At 45.8% G+C, this 18929-nt stretch carries 14 protein-coding genes, 3 tRNA genes and 2 pseudogenes; 13 read left to right on the plus strand and 6 right to left on the minus strand.

What is annotated here, in order from left to right; genetic code table 11:
* Window positions 1-112 precede the first annotated feature (112 nt).
* From SSCH_RS11465 to SSCH_RS11490, 7 genes and pseudogenes are all read left to right on the plus strand, one after another.
* A complete protein-coding gene (locus SSCH_RS11465) occupies window positions 113-331 on the plus strand; it encodes a hypothetical protein (RefSeq protein WP_044665582.1) in 219 nt (72 codons plus the stop codon).
* On the plus strand, window positions 318-884 hold the full coding sequence (locus SSCH_RS11470; protein WP_044665583.1) for a lytic transglycosylase domain-containing protein: 567 nt from the start codon (window positions 318-320) through the stop codon (window positions 882-884). Before SSCH_RS11465 ends, SSCH_RS11470 begins: the two co-directional genes overlap by 14 nt.
* A 63-nt stretch (window positions 885-947) precedes the next feature.
* A complete protein-coding gene (locus tag SSCH_RS11475; RefSeq protein ID WP_084711131.1) occupies window positions 948-1988 on the plus strand; it encodes a nicotinate phosphoribosyltransferase in 1041 nt (346 codons plus the stop codon).
* 74 nt (window positions 1989-2062) lie between these two features.
* Window positions 2063-3451, plus strand: a complete 1389-nt coding sequence (locus SSCH_RS11480; protein ID WP_044665584.1) for an ABC transporter substrate-binding protein — start codon at window positions 2063-2065, stop codon at window positions 3449-3451.
* Window positions 3452-3878: 427 nt separating this feature from the next.
* On the plus strand, window positions 3879-6050 hold the full coding sequence (locus tag SSCH_RS11485) for a PAS domain S-box protein (RefSeq protein ID WP_044665585.1): 2172 nt from the start codon (window positions 3879-3881) through the stop codon (window positions 6048-6050).
* Between the two features lie 253 nt (window positions 6051-6303).
* Window positions 6304-6429: pseudogene (locus SSCH_RS22025) on the plus strand (FmdB family zinc ribbon protein); the annotation flags it as partial.
* Between the two features lie 274 nt (window positions 6430-6703).
* A tRNA-Leu gene (locus SSCH_RS11490) sits at window positions 6704-6790 on the plus strand.
* Between the two features lie 291 nt (window positions 6791-7081).
* On the opposite strand, the gene SSCH_RS11495 is transcribed toward SSCH_RS11490, so the two are convergent.
* Window positions 7082-8530, minus strand: coding sequence for an MDR family MFS transporter (locus SSCH_RS11495; protein ID WP_044665586.1), 1449 nt, complete (start codon window positions 8528-8530; stop codon window positions 7082-7084).
* A gap of 257 nt (window positions 8531-8787) precedes the next feature.
* Between SSCH_RS11495 and SSCH_RS11500 the strand changes: the two genes are divergently transcribed.
* On the plus strand, window positions 8788-9372 hold the full coding sequence (locus tag SSCH_RS11500) for a sortase (RefSeq protein ID WP_044665587.1): 585 nt from the start codon (window positions 8788-8790) through the stop codon (window positions 9370-9372).
* 135 nt (window positions 9373-9507) lie between these two features.
* Window positions 9508-10038 (plus strand): phosphoribosyltransferase family protein, encoded by a 531-nt coding sequence (locus tag SSCH_RS11505; protein WP_044665588.1) that lies wholly within the window; start codon window positions 9508-9510, stop codon window positions 10036-10038.
* A 33-nt stretch (window positions 10039-10071) separates the two neighbouring features.
* On the opposite strand, the gene SSCH_RS11510 is transcribed toward SSCH_RS11505, so the two are convergent.
* A complete protein-coding gene (locus tag SSCH_RS11510; RefSeq protein WP_044665589.1) occupies window positions 10072-10347 on the minus strand; it encodes a DUF362 domain-containing protein in 276 nt (91 codons plus the stop codon).
* 176 nt (window positions 10348-10523) lie between these two features.
* The gene (locus tag SSCH_RS11515; protein WP_044665590.1) at window positions 10524-10844 is read right to left on the minus strand and encodes a hypothetical protein; all 321 of its coding nucleotides are present in this window, start codon (window positions 10842-10844) and stop codon (window positions 10524-10526) included.
* 570 nt (window positions 10845-11414) lie between these two features.
* Here SSCH_RS11515 and gltX point away from each other — a divergent pair.
* From gltX to SSCH_RS11530, 3 genes are all read left to right on the plus strand, one after another.
* The gene (gene gltX, locus SSCH_RS11520; protein ID WP_044665591.1) at window positions 11415-12887 is read left to right on the plus strand and encodes a glutamate--tRNA ligase; all 1473 of its coding nucleotides are present in this window, start codon (window positions 11415-11417) and stop codon (window positions 12885-12887) included.
* A 107-nt stretch (window positions 12888-12994) separates the two neighbouring features.
* A tRNA-Gln gene (locus tag SSCH_RS11525) sits at window positions 12995-13069 on the plus strand.
* Window positions 13070-13073: 4 nt separating this feature from the next.
* Window positions 13074-13153, plus strand: a tRNA-Glu gene (locus tag SSCH_RS11530).
* Window positions 13154-13378: 225 nt separating this feature from the next.
* On the opposite strand, the gene SSCH_RS11535 is transcribed toward SSCH_RS11530, so the two are convergent.
* Both SSCH_RS11535 and SSCH_RS11540 read right to left on the minus strand, forming a co-directional pair.
* Entirely contained in the window at window positions 13379-13576 is a 198-nt protein-coding gene (locus tag SSCH_RS11535; RefSeq protein WP_232294406.1) for a hypothetical protein, read from the minus strand.
* A gap of 324 nt (window positions 13577-13900) precedes the next feature.
* The gene (locus tag SSCH_RS11540; RefSeq protein ID WP_044665592.1) at window positions 13901-14578 is read right to left on the minus strand and encodes a rhomboid family intramembrane serine protease; all 678 of its coding nucleotides are present in this window, start codon (window positions 14576-14578) and stop codon (window positions 13901-13903) included.
* 498 nt (window positions 14579-15076) lie between these two features.
* On the opposite strand from SSCH_RS11540, the pseudogene mnmG reads away from it, so the two are divergent.
* Window positions 15077-16941 (plus strand): annotated as a pseudogene (mnmG, locus tag SSCH_RS11545) (tRNA uridine-5-carboxymethylaminomethyl(34) synthesis enzyme MnmG).
* Here the strand turns inward: mnmG and SSCH_RS11550 are convergent.
* Window positions 16938-18722 carry a vWA domain-containing protein gene (locus SSCH_RS11550; RefSeq protein ID WP_084711133.1) on the minus strand — a complete coding sequence of 595 codons (1785 nt, stop codon included), beginning with the start codon at window positions 18720-18722 and terminating at the stop codon, window positions 16938-16940. The pseudogene mnmG and the gene SSCH_RS11550 overlap by 4 nt on opposite strands.
* Window positions 18723-18929: the final 207 nt, after the last annotated feature.

An 18929-nucleotide genomic window follows, 5' to 3' on the forward strand; every position in this document is an offset into this window, starting at 1 on the left:
AGAATTATAGTTATTGATGCGCCTATCCGTCTTGGAGTGGGGTTAGAGAGGCTGGTGGATGAGGTCTGGGTAGTGACAGTTGATCCTGCTGCACAACTGGAAGGAGGCTGACATGAAATGGGACAAACCTAGTACTGCAGAGGAAGCAAAACTCCGCATCCAAGGCGCAAATGCCTCTCGAGGAAAAGGTGAAAAGGGCAGACAGGGTGATCGACAACCGGCATACCCCAGAAGAAACGAAAAAACAGGTGAAGGAGATCTGGCGAGAAATCACCCGGCAATAGCACTATTTCGGGGAATGGGAGTTTGGCTTGTAGATGAAGGTTATTAGTATCAGGCGGCTGCGCCTGTTGTTCATCATTCTGCTGATCTTGTTCGGTATTGTTTATTTCCTGCAGGCTAAGTGGTTCTGGAGGGTTTTTTACCCCTGGCCATATAAACAAGATATGATCGAGGTAGCGGTGGATTCCGGTGTGGATCCATTTCTCTTAGCGGCTGTAACGAAAGTTGAAAGTGGGTTTGATCCGCATGCCCGCTCAAGTGCGGGAGCTGTGGGTTTAATGCAGGTCATGCCTGATACAGCCAACTGGGTATCCCAACAGATCGGGTTTGATGATTTTCATGCAGACTTGCTCTACCAACCTGAAGTCAACTTATTGATTGGATGTTGGTATCTTTCTGACCTCCTCAATGAATTCGATGGTAACATAACAGCAGCTCTTGCCGCTTACAATGCGGGGAGGGGAAATGTTGGCACATGGCTGAGATCCGGGCAGTGGAATGGCACCAAGAGGGATCTGAAAAACATCCCCTTTCCAGAAACAAGGGAATATGTTAAATCAGTTCTGAGAAATTACGAAATATATCAGTACCTTTATGAATGATAGAGGAAATCAGGGTAATCCTGGAGAAACTCACTATAATCTATACTGAAAGGGGTATGTGGATTGGAAAAATCCCTGATCCAATCACTGGCTGATGTTAAAGAGATCAAAATAAAACCTGAACGCAAATTATTTTCCGCAACCCCGGAAGAGATTTTGCGTGGGGAGACATCTGATATTTATTTCATCAGAACTCATGAGATTCTAAGCAAGATCGGCCTTGTGGAAACACCGGTGACAGCGGAAGTGTTCTGCCGGAGAGCCGGGGTATTTGCGGGTATTGATGAGGTTACGGATCTTTTAGCTAGTCAGGATGTAGAAATTTGGGCGCTCCCGGAAGGAACACCCATGCAGGCCAAAGAGGTGGTACTGCGGATCAAGGGGCCTTATGGGGAGTTCGGTATTTTTGAAACACCCCTTCTTGGTCTTATGGCAAGCTCATCAGGTTGGGCTACAGCAGCCAGGGAGGTCAAAGAGGCAGCTGCAGGCAAACCGGTTTTATGTTTCGGAGCACGGCACATTCACCCCGCGGTGTCCCCGGTGATGGAGAGAGCTGCTATTATCGGGGGATGTGATGGGGCAAGCTGTATATTGGCGGCTAAACTGGCAGGACGTGAACCACAGGGAACCATTCCTCATGCCATGATCCTGATCATCGGTGATACAGTTAAAGCTGCCCAGGCTTACAATGAATTGATGCCCCCTGGTGCTCCGCGTACTGTGCTGGTGGATACCTTTAAAGATGAAGCGGAGGAAACACTTCGGGTGGCTGAAGCACTTGGCAGTGACCTGGGCGGGGTACGCCTGGACACACCCGGGGAGCGGGGGGGAGTCACCCCCGACCTGGTAAAGGAGATCCGAGCACGCCTTGACCAGAAAGGGTTTGATCATGTGCGCATCTTTGTTTCCGGAGGGCTCGATCCGGAGCGCATCAGAATTTTGAGTGAGGCAGGAGCCGATGCTTTTGGAGTAGGCAGCTACATATCTGCAGCCCGCCCCATAGACATGACACTTGACCTCAAGGAGATCAATGGTCAACCCTTTACCAAGAGGGGACGGATACCTGGATTGACTCACAGCACTCGCCTGGTCAAAATGAAATAAGTCATAGTCATAAGTGAAATGCCCCCTTCATAGAGTATACCATAATATGGTAGAAAGGAAGGGGGCTGTTTTTTATGTCTGATAACTGGCGGGAAGTACAATTTAGAGTAAGGTGTACTGCAGCTTCAGCAGTATTTCTGGTTCTGGTATTTATTTCAATCTGGGCTGTTGCAACAGATGTTAGTGTAACTATCCAAATAGCTCAGCTGCCTGATTATCTCGATCCGGCAAAGATCTCTACATTTGAAGAAAAGCTGATATGTGGTGCTGTATACGAAACACTCCTGGATTATGACCCGGAAAGTGGCATTTCAAAAGGTGCTTTGGCAGAACAGTGGAAAGTTGATGCAACAGGAACGGTTTACACCTTCACTTTACGGAAAGAAGCCTGCTTTCACAACAGTAAGACGGTGAGCGCGGGGGATGTTAAATTCAGCTGGGAAAGACTGTCTGATCCCGAAACAAGCGGTTATGGCTACCTTTTAAACAATGTACAAGGAGCAAAGGATGTTCTTAATGGAAAATGCAGCCATCTGGAGGGATTAAAAATAGTCAATGCTCATACCCTGCAGGTAACTTTACTGGAGCCCGATTATACATTTCCCGCGCTGGTAAGCAGCCCTGCACTGGGTATAGTATGCCAGGATTATGTCCAGAAACAGGGTAAGTCTTATGGAAAAACAGGCACCGGTATTATTGGCACGGGAGCGTTTCGCTTGAGCAGTTGGAGCAAAAAAGGAATTACCCTTATAAAAAATGGGAGATACAGCAGGAAGGCTCCTTACATGGGTAAACTTGAATTTACTGCAACTGGAAATCAGCAGGAGATAAAAGGCCTCTTTCAAGATGGGAAAGTGGATATTCTGGCAGGGATAACCCCTCAGTTTGCAATCTCTTATTACAGTGAGGGGGATGGTAACACAAGAGCAAATCTTGTAGAAAAGCCGGTACTCTCTTTGTACTTTCTTGGTTTTAATATGGAGCAAAGTCCTTTTGGTGACCAGGTGGAATTACGCTGCGGTGTAAACAGTATGCTGGATAAGGATAAAATGGCGTTGGTTCTGTTGGGTGAAGGGGGTAAGGCCCTGCATGGTTTGCTGCCCCAAGAACTGCTTGGAGATTCTGATCAATTAAAAAGGCATGTTTTTGATAAGGATAAAGCTTTAAAACTTCTTACCTCAGCCGGATATCCCTATGGTTCACGCCTTTCGCCATTGGCATTGGCGTATAATGACAGCCCCGGGCATGAACATATGGCGCGCCTTGTGCAAGAGAATCTTGGCCAGGGGGGGATAGCCATTGTTCCCCAGAAAAGGCCATGGAAGGAGTATCAAGAGGAATTAAAGGACGGACGATACCCCTTTTTTCGCCTGGGCTGGGATGCCGACTATCCCGAACCGGGAAATTTACTCTCCTGTAATTTTAAGAGTGGAGCGCAAGATTATAACTTTATCAAGGTATAATAACGAAAAATTTGAATTTTTTGTTGTAAAAACGCCCGTGGTGAGCAAGACTTCAGGAAACGACAGCAGTTCTACCGCCAGGCAGAAGAACTTATCATCTCTGAACTTCCTGTGATCCCCCTTTTCCAGCGGGTAGCTCTTTTTGTGGTTCAAGATGAAATCAGGGGGTTTCATGCGGATTTACTGGGAAGAATTGATTTTAACAGATTAGATAAATCCCCCAAAAGAAAGTAAATAATTTATCACATAATAGTAGATAATGCCGCTTTATGACATATGTTATATTAATATCCACAGCAGGAATAATCATGATGCATGTAGAATCATAATGACTTGTGACGCATGACATGGCACGCAAGACATATTTTATATTTCGCCGGTCCGTGATATCAATAAAAATAGATAACCGGCGGTTGGGGGATGTAAAGTGATCAGGTGTGATGTGGTTTGGCGAGATAACAAAGAAAGTTTACAGTTCCAATATGAAAAGCATATTGGAACAAGTGAAACTCTGCTGCGTCATATTATCGATAACATATTGGACATCATAGTAATTATCGACAATAACGGACACTACATCTATCTCAGCCCATCAATCGAAGATGTTACAGGGTATCGTCAGGAAGAATTGATGGAAAAGCCGTTTTATGAATGGATCCATCCAGAGGATGTTAACAGGGTAGTGGCCGCTTTCAGGAAAACATTCATCACTGGTAAACACAGAAAACTGGAATACAGGTACAAACAAAAAGATGGGAGTTATATCTGGTTTGAAAACAGGGGACAGCTGCTCTACGAAAATGGACAGGTAAAAGGGGTTATTTCCTTTGCTCGTGATATTAGTGAGCGTAAGGTGGCGGAGGAAGCCCTGCGGGAGAGTGAGACCCTGTTTCGCGCAATTTTTAACAACGCTGCTGTAGGAATTGCACTGATTAACAAAGAAGGTGAAATCGAAACCGTTAATGAAACTTTTTGTGCCTTTCTTGGGTATGAACAGGAAGAGATTATTGGAATAAGTATTCTAAGGATTATTGACGAAGAGGAAAAAGAACATGTTAACCTTATACGCAATGCTCTTAAAAAATCAAAAAAAGGAAGTTATGTTGTTGAGAAGAGGTTCAGGCGTGTTGATGGTGAATTCGTCTGGGGCCGCTTGAATATATCGTTAATCAAGGACATTCAAGGCAGGTGTCCATGTTTGGTTGTCGTCTGCGAAGATATAACACCTCTCAAAGTAAAAGAAAATGAAATTCAGGCGGTGCAGTGCATCTATAAAGCCGCGCTGGAAGCAATGGAAGAGGCATCTGTTTGTTCAGGGTGTCATCGGGATGAAATGCGCACCCTTGCGGACCTGGCCATCTGCCTGCAGTCTGCAGGTTATGAAGAGGTGGTGGCGGGGTATGAGGTTGTCTGTGAATTGCTAGGAGCTCTGGGAGTTTACTATGGCTATGACGAGTCTACTGGATTGCTGCCCTTGATCGGTTTAATTGGCTTGCCTGAAACAGAGTATATTTGTCTAAGCGATATATCATCCTTCAAGCTAGGGGAAGAAAGGGGTCTGGTAGGTAAAGCCGCTCAAACTAGAGAATCCATCTATGTGCCGGATGTTCTTGCTGAACCCAATTGGACGATGGCTGACCTCGGTGTGGAAAACCGTTCCGCTTATATAATACCGGTTTATTACGGAGAGAAACTCTTCGGGGTTTTATCACTTGTTTCTCAACAGGTTGACGGTTTTTCTCAGGAAAAGAGGGCCTTTGCTGACAGCATAGCCTCATTCATTTCTGCTGCTATGGAAAACACACGACTATTTATTGAAATAAAGCGTGCATATGAAGAACTTAACACAACTCAGCAGCAGCTCCTGCAGGCTCAAAAAATGGAGGCTATCGGCCAGCTCGCCGGAGGCATGGCCCATGATATCAACAATCAACTGATGATCATCCAGGCGTGTGTTGACCTCTGTTTGCCGCGGGTTAGGGAAGAAAATCTTTGCAATGTATTTAATAAAATCCGTACAGCCGCGGAAAGGTCCACCAACCTTACCCGTCAGCTGATGATCTTCGGCAGGAAACAGCCTCAGTTTAAAATACATGTTAATCTCAATCAAAATATCAGGCAGCTTCAGGAGATGTTAGGGCGTCTGATCAGGGATAATGTTGAAATAACTTGTAACCTGGCACCTGATCTCCAGGAAATTATTGCGGATTCCACAAATATTGACCAGGTGATTATTAATCTTGCCCTCAATGGGCGGGATGCCATGCCAGATGGAGGACTGCTGGCCATAAAAACATGGAATCAAAAGGTTGACAGTTTAGATGAGCTTCCAGATGATGGCTATATCGGATCTCGCTCTATTGGCAATTATGTCTGTCTTTCGGTGACCGATACAGGTAAGGGTTTCAATGAACAGATCAAATCTCACCTGTTTGAGCCCTTTTTCACGACTAAAGACAACTACAATTGTACAGGATTGGGATTGCCTGTGGTTTACGGTATCGTAAAATCTCATGACGGGTGGATCAATGTAAAAAGCCAGCCAGACAAGGGGAGCGTTTTTGAGATATTGTTCCCGGCAATCGATCAGACAAGTTAAAGGTATAGATATACTGAGCAAGACTGAGCAAGCGGCATAACTCGAAACACGTGCATAGTTGGTATCTGACAATCGATCATCTATATTCTGCTAACCAGGGAGATAGGGGCTAAACTAACCTCTATATAACGCATAACGATCATCTTATCCATACTCTGCTAACCGGCAGGGTTTTGTTTTGAATTAGAAAGGGATTGCGCTTTACACTGTAGGGATCTAGTATTAGAATAAGGATGGAAGGATGGTGGATTGAATGCCGACTTATGAGTTCGAATGCCAAAAATGCGGGAACCGGTTTTCACTGTTCACTACAGTATCCGGGAGATTGAAGGCTGTTTGCCCTGCCTGCCAGAGCGGGAACCTCCAACAGCTGTTCACTGGTGTCTCTTTTGTGAAAGGAAGTCCCGGTGGCGATAGTGCTGGGAGTTCCGCGGCATCCGGAGGATGTTCAAGAGGCAGCTGTGGAGGTTGCTCCGGCTGCTAAGTGTAAGCATTATTTTTGGCGTGTGTGATCACCTTGTTTTTGGTTTCGTCTATTTATTTTATTAATATAGTAATCCATTTTGCGTGTTGTTGACAAAAGCGCAGTTTCTCCTTATAATACTATAGTGTTGGTACACATGGCGATGTTGTGGAATACACACACGGTCTATGCGGAAGTGGCGGAATTGGCAGACGCGCTAGCTTGAGGGGCTAGTGCCTGCAAAGGCGTGCGGGTTCAAGTCCCGCCTTCCGCACCATTTTCATGACTAAAGGCTTTCGGAAGTTTAACCGGAAGCTTTTTTTATGGCATTTCGTCATATTTGGTTCAGGTTATGTTCATATGCAATAACTTATGCTGGGGGTCGCCAGAAGTCGAGGAGATATTCAAATGTCACTCCCATGGTAATGTAGTTGTTTGGCCAACCGAAAATACCGACTCTGTTCACTATGTTGGTGCGGTGCTTGCGGCAACCAGTGTTGTGATTGGACTCTCTTTAACTACTTTACTTTCAGTCTCACCCATGGACTTATCCTCTCCGTATTGATGATCAAATGCCCTCAGGTAAGCTTGGTTTTTCATCCTTCTCCTTTAATTCACTGGGGAGCAGAAGGGAAAGCACTAAACAAACTACAGTTATGATAATCAACAGCTTGAAGACAACATGTAGTGCTGAATTTATGGAGATCTGTATGTTTTGTAAACTGGTGATATTGGTCGCAGAATATAGATCATTTGGGTCGATCCCATTGATACCTATACTGTTAAAATAGTTTACGATATTCATGTTAAAGATACTGCCGAAGATGCCTACACCTATAGTTTGCCCTATTGTTCGCATAAGCGAATTAAGGGCTGTTGCAGCACCTCTCTTGCTGTAGTCAACAGATGCCTGTATTGCTATTGTCATCGTCGTGAAGCATCCCCCAAAGCCGAATCCCATAACAAAAGTGCAGATGATCACAATGATCAACGGTGATTGAAGCCCTAATACAGGTAATAGTAAACAGCTTAGAAGCAGTATCAACATAGAGAAACCGGTTACTACTTTTTCACCGTATTTAGGGATTGCTTTTGCTAAAATAAAAGCGGAAAGAAGCCAGGAAACAGACATAGGAGCCATGGACAGCCCTGAAACGGTTGCTTTAAATCCTAACACATTTTGTATGTAGATGGGCATATAGACGTCTGCTCCTATTAAGACAGCAGAGGCTAAAAAGCTGACTGTATTAATAACTGTATTATTTCTTGTAAGGATCTCAAAAGGAACAATGGGTTCTTCGGCTTTCTTTTCTATGAAATAGAATACAAGCAGTAAAGCAAGTGTAAAGGCCAATGATAATGCTGTGCTTTTCCCCCCTAAAGGGACGCCTAATAAAAGGGTTATAATAGCAGCGGATAATACCAGCATACCTGCATAATCTATGCGGGATTTCTTTCTTTCCAGGCTTTCTCTGAAATTTTTTTGAAGCAGCACAATACATAAAATACCAAAAGGCACATTGATAAAGAAAATCCAATGCCAGGAAAAGTAGTCAATTAAAAACCCGCCGATAAAGGGGCCGATGATGCTGGCTATACCCCAGACAGCATTTAACCAACCCTGAACTTTTGTCCTTTCCGCAAGGCTAAAAATATCGCCGACAATAGTGTACGTAACAGTGAAAATGGACCCCGCACCAAGCCCCTGCAGTGCGCGAAAAACGATAAGCTGGTACATACTCTGTGATAAGCCGCAGAGACAGCTGCCCACCAGGAAAATGGTTATTCCAATACAAAGTATATTTTTTCTTCCATACAGGTCAGCTAATTTCCCATAAACAGGGGTAGAAATAGCTGATGTCAAAAAATATGCGGAGAAAACCCAACTGATCAATCCAAACCCGCTGAGATCTTTAACTATTGTCGGTATAGCGGTAGTTACAACAGTACCCTCAATAGCTCCAATAAACATTGCCACCATTAATGCAGTGATTATATTTCTTTTTCTTAAGTCCATTTCAAGTATCACTTCTTATACAGTTTTTACTTATATGCAATCCTGGGAATTTGGCCATCTTAACTATTATACTGTTTCTTGCTGTTGTGTGTATTAATCCTCTTTAAGCTTATTGGTAAGTGAAAACAAATATCTGGGGAAGGTGCCGATTTGCAGTGGGGTATATAGAATACTTTTTTGTAATGCCTATACAGGAAAAGAGGATCAGCTTGCAGAAGAATCTAGTTTGAAATGCGGTTATCTTGGGAGGTTTTGTTGTGCGCAAAAAACTTGGTTTGCTGTTGATAATCTGCGGTCTTCTGTTTATTCTTAAGCCACTGGCGGAACATGGGTACAGCTACTACTGTCAGTTACAGCTCAAGAATGAACTAAAACAGAAAGAAGATATCGGTGCTGTTGAACAAAGCAATCAAAGCAAACAGCCAATGAAGCCCCCTTTTTTGTTGGAGATTCCATCAATATCAGTTGAGGCTGTGGTTGTAGAAGGAATAGGGGATAAAGACTTGCGGAAGGGGCCTGGATGGGACCCCCGGGGTGTCTACCCCGGTATGGAGGGCAATGTGATTATTGCCGCCCATAACAATGTTTATGGCTCACACTTTAAAGATCTGCACAAATTGAAACCTGGGAATATGGTTTTTATCTCTGAGGGAGAAAACTCGAAACACAAGTTCGCTTATCGCATAGAATTTATGGAAACAATACATGAAAGAGATGATACAACTATCTTTGATCCCACAACAGAAAGGAACCTTACACTGATCACCTGTGTTTCACCGGCTAGCTCCGGACAAAGGGTTATTGTTACGGCGCAGCAGGTGTCATTGACACCCGAAAAGTAGAAGTTGGAAGCCGGAAGTGAAATTGGTGGTTGGTAGTTCGTCGTTTGTCGTTGGTTGTTTGTCGTGGGAAAAAGAATTTCCTATCCTCAATATTGAGGTTAGATTTTTCAAAGAAAGGGGCGGGGGATAAAAAGCATGAAAACCTATACTTTGGAACTCTGTGGGCTGAGAAGGGAGCTGCCGGTGATTGAGGTTGCACCTGGTTTGAAGATCGCCAGTTTTGTCATTCTGGGTGACACTGAATTGGTGTGCAGGGTTGCTCCGGAGATTGTGAAAAGGCTTCCCGAAATCGATGCTATTGTAACACCGGAAGCTAAAGGAATACCGCTGGCTTTTGAGATCTCCAGATTGCTTGGAATGAACTACATTATTGCCAGGAAGAACATCTGGCCATATATGGACCACCCTGTCATCGACGAATTTTATTCTAAAAAGAAGAAAAGGCTTTTCTGCCTCAGTGGTGATGATGCCAGGACCCTACGGGGGAAAAGGGTGGCCATCGTTGATGATGTGATCAGTTCCGGGGAGACAATTGAAGCGATACGCAGACTGATAGAAAAGGCAGGGGGTACTGTGGCAGCAGCAGCTGCAATTCTTGTGGAGGGAGATGCTGAAGGGCTGGAGGATATAATTTATCTAAAAGAGCTGCCGGTTTTCAGAGAATAAGTGTTAATGTACAGTTTGAGTCTCCCGTTGAGTCTACCGGGGTTCAGCAGCCGGCGGGTTTTTCCCATTGTGACGGTAGATGGCAATGGCAGTATCCGGGCAGACCGTCTGGCATGTTCCACAGACAATGCAGCCTTTCATCCGTGGTTCAACTGTTGCTGTGCCATTAAAGGCAAGGTGTTGGGACCATTCAATGACACTGGTAGGGCATTTTTCGATGCATAAGCCACATCCTTTGCATAGTTCAGGAAAAACAGCGAAGGTGCCGCGGTCATTTTCATAAACGTAGGGTTTCCATTTAAAATCCATTTATTATCTCCTTAATTGATGTTGTTACAGCTCTGTTAGATAAAAAAAGTACCGGGTGGGTCAGGGTCAAGGGTCATGTAACCCGACCCACCCAAATTGTTCCCCCTGATACTGTTTGCATAGGAGTAAGAATTTACACATATTGATTTTGGCAAATATGGTTGATGGTGGTTAGGTTATTCGATCTCTAAGTTAAATTGGTTATAAGACGAGGATTGGGAGAAAACCCATTCAGCGATCATCTTTGATTTTTCATAGATGTCATCAGCAAAGGCAGGGCTGTAAACACTTTTAACCAGTGTATAATGTGGGTTAATATAAGTAAGGGCTTTGCGTATTTCTGCGGGAACCTCGCCGAAGGCTTTATTGGAGAGAGTTAGAAGGTTGTTTTCAGTGGATGAGATAAAACCTGTACAGTTTGCCTTGAGCAGCATTTCTACGAAACCGCGAAACTGAATTGTTGCCTGGTCATGGCGTCCTACACGATAAAAACCCACTGCCTTTTTCCAGTGTTCTTTTGCCTTATCAAGAGGATATAATACTTCATCATCCTCCGTTTTCGGAGCACCCTTCTTTTTTTTTGAATGGCCAGGACAGTTTAGTCGGCTTTAACAGGTCCATAAAGCCTATGTTTTTTCTGTTTTCCCCATCTTTGATTCCCCCCTTTCTAGCTCTATCTTATAATGTTCAGTTGTCAAATGCAATGTTCCAGATCTATCAGCACCTGCCCCCGACGCCCCCGGTGACACCCCGGTGACCGCATCCGGTGACAGTCACCGTGCGGAGCAGATAGGAAGATGGTGACTTAAATTGACGGTGACAGTTTTTGTGGATACCCTGCGAAACACAGACGCATCCAATGTTGCTTAGGTGGTACCATAAGATAATTAAAACAGAGGCCGAGGCTAAAATGTTGCGGAAGCAGCGAAAGCAGTTCCAGGTAACTTCTGACCTCCGACCTCCGGCTTCCGACCTCTGTTTTTTCGGTAGGTGAGTATTTTTTTAATTTTAGCTATGGTATACTTGGAAACACGGGCATTCTATTGAAGCAGGAGGGATGAACTAACTTGACTAAAGATATCAGGGTGCGCTTTGCACCTAGTCCAACAGGAAGTCTACATATCGGTGGTGCCCGGACGGCATTATTTAACTGGCTTTTTGCGCGCCATCACGGCGGAAGCTTAATCCTACGGATAGATGACACTGATCTGGCTCGCTCTACAGAGGAATCGACCCGCGGGATACTATCGGCACTCAGGTGGTTAGGGCTCGACTGGGATGAGGGGCCTGATGCGGGCGGCTCTTATGGGCCTTACTTTCAGTCCCAGCGCCTGGAGCTTTACACAAAGATAGCCCAGGAGTTGGTTGATCAGGGGAGAGCATACTATTGTTACTGCACTCCCGAGGAACTGGCTGAAAGGCGCAAACAGGCCATGGCAGAAGGCAAAGCACCACGCTATGACGGCAGGTGCCGGGAATTAACCTCACAGGAAAGAATACAAAAGGAGAATGAGGGGCATCGCCCAGCGATCAGACTTCGTATTCCAGATGCAGGGGAAACGGTGGTACAAGACTTTTTTAGAGGTGATGTAGTTTTTGCCAACGATGTCCTTGATGATTTTATTATTATTAAATCTAACGGAATGCCGACCTATAACTTCGCCTGTGTTGTTGATGACGCCAAAATGCAGATCTCTCATATTCTGAGAGCAGAAGAGCACCTTTCCAATACCCCCAGGCAGATCCTTATTTACCAGGCTCTTGGCTACCCGCTGCCTATTTTTGCACATGTTCCCATGATTTTGGCTCCTGACCGCAGTAAACTAAGTAAGCGCCATGGGGCGACCTCTGTAGAGGAATTCCGCGATATGGGTTATCTACCGGAAGCCTTGATCAATTACCTGGCACTTCTCGGCTGGTCACCTGAGGGTGAGGAGGAGATTCTATCGCTCCCAGAGCTGGTACGCCAGTTTACCCTGGAAAGGGTAGGGAAAACAGCTGCAGTTTATGATGTTAAAAAACTCACCTGGATGAACGGACACTATCTGAATGAGAGAGACCTCGACGATGTCATCGAACTGGTAATGCCATACTTTCAGGAAAAAAATCTAATACCACAGCAGTTGAATGATGAGGAAATGGCATATTTTAGGCAGGTAGTGGATGCTGTGCGTACCCGGGTAAAAACCCTGGCTGAAGTTGCAGATGCCTCAGAGTATTTTTATATCGATGACTTTTCTTATGATGAAAAGGGTGTCAGAAAACATTTCCGCAAAGAAAACTCAGTAGAGTATCTGAAAAAGGCCGCGGAGAAGCTCGCTGCCCTTCAAAACTTTGATCTGGAGACAACAGAAAGGGCTTATCGGGAGTTGAGTGAGGAACTGGGGGTCAAAGCAGGAAAGATCATTCATCCCACCAGACTTGCTCTGTCCGGCAGGACAATGGGGCCGGGCCTGTTTGATATAATGGTCATTCTGGGGAAGGATAAAACACTGCAGCGGTTAGATCGAGCTGTGCAGTATATCGAAAACCTGACCTGATGCAGCACCTTTTCATCTTTTATCCAAGATGCACTCAGGGGTTCAATATTCGAAAACCTCACTTGACGCAGCATCAGGATTCGCGTATACTAATATAGCAGAATAGATGCGGGATGGTGTAGCGGTAGCACAGGTGACTCTGGATCATCTACGCCCAGGTTCGATCCCTGGTCCCGCAGCCATTATGGCCCTATCGTCTAGCGGTCTACGGACACCACCCTCTCAAGGTGGAGGACACTCGGGGTTTCGGATTCCCGTTGGGGCTAACCAGGAAAAATGGAAGTTGGAAGCAGGAGGTCGGAGGTCAGAAGTTGCGAGGAATTGATTTGCATGTTTCGTAACATTTAGTGACTTCGGCATAGGCGTAGCTTCCAGTTCTTGTTAGTATACAATAAAAATCCCACCGTAACAATTGCGGTGGGATTTTTTTTATCAGAGGAGGGCGAATACAAAGCTTAGTTAGTACCTGGGCAAAGAATGCCCAGGTACAGCTACCGTGTTCTCACTGACGGCCTGAACATATCTAAAGTACCCAGTACGACGTGTGCCAGACCAAAGCCAGTGATACCGTCACCAACCCTACCGCCGACAACTCTGCCGATGCCGGTAACAAGAGCACCTAAGCCGATAATCGCCTTACTGGTAGTAGTAGAAACAGCAGCTTTCTTTTTACCAAACAGAGCATTCACCCCCTATCCTATTATTCCAAATCGGTCAGAGGGTTATGCAAAAAAATACCCCCATTGCCGGGGGTAAAGCGAGAAACAAAAATAAACATTAACCATTTCTATAATACCTTAGTTGGCTGTTGGTTACAACCACTTTAGATGTCTATAATGGTCAGCGCTGCTGCTACAGCGTGTCCAATGGTGATGCCAACCATTTAAAGATGGTGCACTTGGAACAGTCAGAATGTGTAACAAAGTGTGTGATGTGTCTGCACAGAAAACCAACATATTGCATTTTATTAAACCCAATTTACACTTTTCACATAGGTTACCATTCTCAATGCATTAGCTGTGATAACGGGAATAACGGGAAAAGAAGGGATACAGTATGGCGCCTGCTATAAAGCCTCCTATATGTGCCCACCATGCTACTGCTTCTGCGGCCATACCTGCTGTGCTGAGTGCGTTGAGGATTTGGATCAGGAACCAGATGGGAAGAAAGATGAGCGCGGGCACCTGGATAAAGGTGATAAAAAAGAAAACAGGTACCAGTGTTAGAATCCTGGCCCTGGGGAAAGCCAGGATGTATGCCCCGAGTATACCGGCGATTGCTCCACTTGCCCCGATAATGGGGACCTCGGATCCGGGGGCAGATATAATGTGTGCAATACTGCCTATAATACCGACGAGCAGGTAAAAAAACAGGTAAGGCAGGTGTCCCATGCGGTCTTCCACATTATCGCCAAAAATCCAGAGGTAAAGCATATTTCCCAGGAGATGAAGCCAGTTGCCGTGGATGAACATGGCAGATATAAATGGAATACCCATTGCTATAAGGGATGTGCCGGATGAAGTCTGGTTAACTACCTGGGCGGGTATAACACCATAGGTATAAAAAAATGAGTTCAAATGTTGCGCTGGCAGTGTCAATTGTTTAAAAAAGACCAGCACATTGAGAATGATGAGAGCAATGTTAACATAGGGAAAACTACGGGAACGCACACTGTCGCGCAGGGGAATCATAAAGCTCCCTCCTTGAACGTATAACAAAGTATTCCCTACTTACCAATCGGGAATACTTATGAACAGTTTACCAGATTTTAAGCGGTAAAGACAATTTTTTTTAAGAATGCACTGGGGACAGTTCCTGTTGCATACTTCTTACCTCCGATTCGCGGTCTCCGACATCTGTTTTTTTCCTAGTAGGCCCCATGCCGGAGGTCAAGGTCAGAGAATGTTATGGAATCAGCGTGAGGAAGTTTTTAGTAACTTCAGACATCCAACTCAGATGACAGAAGGTCAATCCCTTGTAAGTTATAGTTAAAGGTTGTTTATTTGAAACGGGTCAATCCTGTCACACTGTACATCCAAAGGCGGTTCCCGTGCGAGGTGACATGAGAGCCGTCCCTCTGTCACCTTTGAAAGATGAGACGCGAGAACCGTCCCTGCGTCTCAACCTTGTGAACGGGGGGCGTCAGTGATATTATATGCAAGGAACACCCTGTTTGGAGGAAAAATGTAATGACTTATGATGTAATTGTAATCGGTGCAGGGCATGCAGGCTGTGAGGCTGCCCTGGCAGCGGCAAGAATGGGATGCAAAACACTTTTGATCACATTAAATCTCGATTATGTTGCTCTTTTACCCTGTAACCCGGCGGTGGGAGGCCCAGGCAAGTCACACCTTGTCAGGGAGGTGGATGCACTGGGCGGGGAGATAGGGCTCAACACAGATAAAACCTTTATCCAGATGCGCATGCTCAATACAGGCAAGGGGCCGGCTGTGCGCGCTCTGCGTGCACAGGTTGATAAAGTGCTGTATCAGCGGGAGATGTTGAAAACACTGCAGGGCCAACGGAATCTGGATCTAAAGCAGGGAAGTGTGGAAAGGCTGCTCATATCAAAAGGTGAGGTAACCGGGGTTCAAACCCAAACCGGAGCCAGATATAAAAGTAAGGCGGTTGTGCTGACAACAGGCACTTACCTGTGTGGCAGGATTATTATTGGGGAAATATCCTATGCAGGGGGACCAAACAGTCAGCGTGCACCGCAAGGATTGGCAGAATCCCTGCTCGATCTGGGTTTTGAACTGATGTGCTTTAAAACAGGAACACCTCCCCGGATTGACCGCAAGAGCATTGATTTTTCCAAAATGATCGAACAGCCGGGTGATCGGGAACCCCTCTTTTTCTCTTATCTTTCAAAAAAGGAAGAAAGGCCGCAGCTGTCCTGCTGGCTGACACACAGCAATGAACAGACCCATGATATTGTTCGGGAGAATCTACACAGGTCTCCGCTTTTCTCCAGGAATCTTGAGGGTGCGGGACCGAGGTACTGTCCTTCTTTTGAGGATAAGGTTGTGAATTTTCCAGGGCGTCGGCGCCATCAGATTTTTCTGGAACCCGAGGGTTGGGATACCGATGAGTACTATGTTCAGGGGATGTACACCAGTTTACCTGAGGATATTCAGCTGGCTGCTCTGCGCACAATCCCCGGCATGGAGGATGTTCAGATCATCCGCGCCGGTTACGGAATAGAATATGATGCACTGGTTCCTGCGCAGTTAGAATCCACCTTGCAAACCAAAGAAATCAAGGGCTTTTTTACTGCAGGCCAGATCAATGGAACCTCAGGTTATGAGGAGGCCGCAGCTCAGGGTATACTGGCGGGGATTAATGCCGCTCTTTTTGTTCATGGATGTGAACCGTTAGTATTAAAGAGGTCCGAGGCCTATATCGGAGTGCTTGTTGATGACCTGATCACTAAAGGTGTTAGGGAGCCTTACCGTATTTTGACCTCTAGAGCAGAATACAGACTTCTATTGCGTCATGACAATGCTGACCTGCGCTTGACCGAGACCGGTCGACGGGTAGGACTGGTATCGGAAGAACGCTACCGCATTTTTTCAGAAAAGGTGAGGCAAATAGAGGAAGAGCGTGCCTGGCTGCGGGAGACGAAGGTAACACCTTCTTCTGTGGTGCAGGAATACCTCAGTGCGAAGGGGAGTGCTCCTCTCAAAGGCGGGATGAGCTTGAAGAACTCCTCAAAAGGCCTGAACTTACCTTTTCTGATCTCTTAGAGTTGGTGGGCCAAGAAAGGGATATTTCACCCGAGGTCGCTGAGGAACTGGACGTCCAAATAAAATTTGCTGGATATCTGCAAAAACAGGAGGCTCATGTGGCCCGCATGGAAAAGTTGGAGAACAAGCGGATCCCTGAAAACATTGATTATGACCGGCTGCGAGGTTTGTCCAGGGAGGCCCAGGAAAAATTAAAAAAGGTGCTTCCAAAGACCCTTGGTCAGGCATCCCGTATCCCCGGGGTAACACCCGCAGATATTTCAGTCTTATGGGTTGATTTAGAAAAAAGCCGCAGGGCAAAGGCTTAATACTGGTAGCTCCTTCTCTCTTTATGGATGATTTCAATTAAAGTTGCGTGATCATCCAAGCTGTCCAGGATATAGACATTCCCCTCCGCCTGATCAGCCAGTTCTTCGAGAAATTTCTGGTTGGAAGCCACCCCGATACAGATCAGCTTCGCCCGAGTATCTTTGATCATCTCTGCTGCCTTAAGAGCATCCTGCTGGGGATTGATTGTCCACTTTCCGGTAGTAGGAATACCGTCTGTGATTAAGATCAACAAAGGGTTGCGCACCTGACGGTTTTTGATCAGCTTGATAGCTTGCAGGATACCATCTGCAAGTGGTGTCAACCCGCGGGGCTGGAGAGATTTTAATCCCGCTTTCAAGCGAGAATAATTTCTGGTAAAGGGGACTGCAACCCTGGCCTGACGTCCCTGAAAGACCACAACCGCCATTTTATCACGGGTTACCAAAAAAAGATGCTCAGCCAGGTACCTTACAGCCTTCGTTTTTGGTCCCACCATACTGGCACTTCCGTCAAGAACCAGGCACATATCCACTGGCTGTGAAATTTCCTGATTGTGTACCTGGATATCATCTCTGGTGATCCTGAATGCAGGTCGTTGTTCCAGGAGCTTATTTTTTGCAGCTGTGATCAGTGTCTCCGGTACTGCGATACTGCCCAGCCAGCTGTCCTTCATAAGCTCTGTTGTCTTACTGATATAAGTGTAATGCTTCTGCTTGCTTTTAAGATGGGTATTTCTGATGGAGCGATACTTGCCGCGTGGAACCGGCAGCTTGCGGAGCATCCTGCGCAGCTGTGCTTCCAGTTCGTGCTGGTGTTGGAGCATAAAATTCAAAAGCTCCTGTCCCTCCTTGGTGAGGGTATCTGCAAACCAGCCTCTCTTGATGATACCGGCTTCGGCAATACCGAGAATCAAGCCTCTCAAATTGCCGTTCCTGTTGCGCAGGTTAGAAAGAGGCTGCTTGCGGCGGAAGGGCCCCGGCTGGAATGTTTGCAGAAATTCTATAACATCGTCAGTACCGCTTAAAATCGTGGAAAGGGACATAGCCATATTCCATAGTCTGTACTGATCAGGTTCCAGGCCGAAAAAAATTTGCTGGTCAACCTGTTCACGTTTTTCTACATGAAAGATGTTTTCAACCTTTCTGATCTCGATTTTCTGGTTGGCAAGCTCTGTTTCTATGGCATCTACCAGACAGGGAATCAGTGCATAGTGCTGTGGTGCCAGATCAGTCAGCAGAAGATGGACATGGCTCTTCTTTTTTAAGTCTTTTTCTTGGTCATCATCGGTTTGTTCTTTGAGGGGACTCAGTGCTTCTTTCAGGGTTTCCAATCCCTCACCGATTCTAAAAGCTATTTGATCATAATAGGCGCGCAGCTGTGGTTCGATGTCCCTGCCTTTATGGCAATAATTTAGATAAGCCCTTACTGTTTGAGCAAGGGCCAGGGCCAGCGGTCTGATCTCGGCCAGGGCAGGTTCATGGTATACATCAACATGGATTACCTGGCCGGCATTTTTCTGGTGTGCTAAAGACTGCCCCACATCTCTGTTCACAAGGATCCGGATTTCCTCGGGATGAAGGGGATTGACGCTGTGCACATAGTGACTGACAACGGTGGATTCCCCGATCCGGAATCCCTGTTTCTGAGATAGGCTGGAGGAGATTTGGCTTGTTAACTCCTCAAGCTGTTTGGATGTCAGTTTTTCTAAAATCGGGATTTCGGACATGAAACCACTTCTCTTATCATTGCTTAACATTCCGTCTCTTTTTTGATCAGCCATTTTCAGGAAGGTCGCGCAGTGAGGCGAGCCGTTCTCCGGGGGCGCACTTTCAGTAAACTGCTGCGGTGCTGACTGTTTCTGCTGAAAAAACGGGGCAAGTTGAATCCGGATTCGTTTTTCTTATTGTTGTTTCCGATCATTGCGGTTGTTGTTTACTGTGTTCATTATTTCAGTCAGTGTCGCAGGGCTTACCCTGTGATAAAGAGC

Source organism: Syntrophaceticus schinkii (assembly GCF_000946815.1).
In the GTDB taxonomy this organism is placed as follows: Bacteria; Bacillota; DSM-12270; order Thermacetogeniales; family Thermacetogeniaceae; genus Syntrophaceticus; species Syntrophaceticus schinkii.

Excerpts from the sequence above, each read along its gene's own strand:
- SSCH_RS11465 (WP_044665582.1), top strand. The coding sequence starts at position 113 with ATGAAATGGGACAAACCTAGTACTGCAGAGGAAGCAAAACTCCGCATC.
- SSCH_RS11470 (WP_044665583.1), top strand. The coding sequence starts at position 318 with ATGAAGGTTATTAGTATCAGGCGGCTGCGCCTGTTGTTCATCATTCTG.
- SSCH_RS11480 (WP_044665584.1), top strand. The coding sequence starts at position 2,063 with ATGTCTGATAACTGGCGGGAAGTACAATTTAGAGTAAGGTGTACTGCA.
- SSCH_RS11495 (WP_044665586.1), bottom strand. The coding sequence starts at position 8,530 with ATGGACTTAAGAAAAAGAAATATAATCACTGCATTAATGGTGGCAATG.
- SSCH_RS11505 (WP_044665588.1), top strand. The coding sequence starts at position 9,508 with ATGAAAACCTATACTTTGGAACTCTGTGGGCTGAGAAGGGAGCTGCCG.
- SSCH_RS11510 (WP_044665589.1), bottom strand. The coding sequence starts at position 10,347 with ATGGATTTTAAATGGAAACCCTACGTTTATGAAAATGACCGCGGCACC.
- SSCH_RS11540 (WP_044665592.1), bottom strand. The coding sequence starts at position 14,578 with ATGATTCCCCTGCGCGACAGTGTGCGTTCCCGTAGTTTTCCCTATGTT.
- SSCH_RS11550 (WP_084711133.1), bottom strand. The coding sequence starts at position 18,722 with ATGGCTGATCAAAAAAGAGACGGAATGTTAAGCAATGATAAGAGAAGT.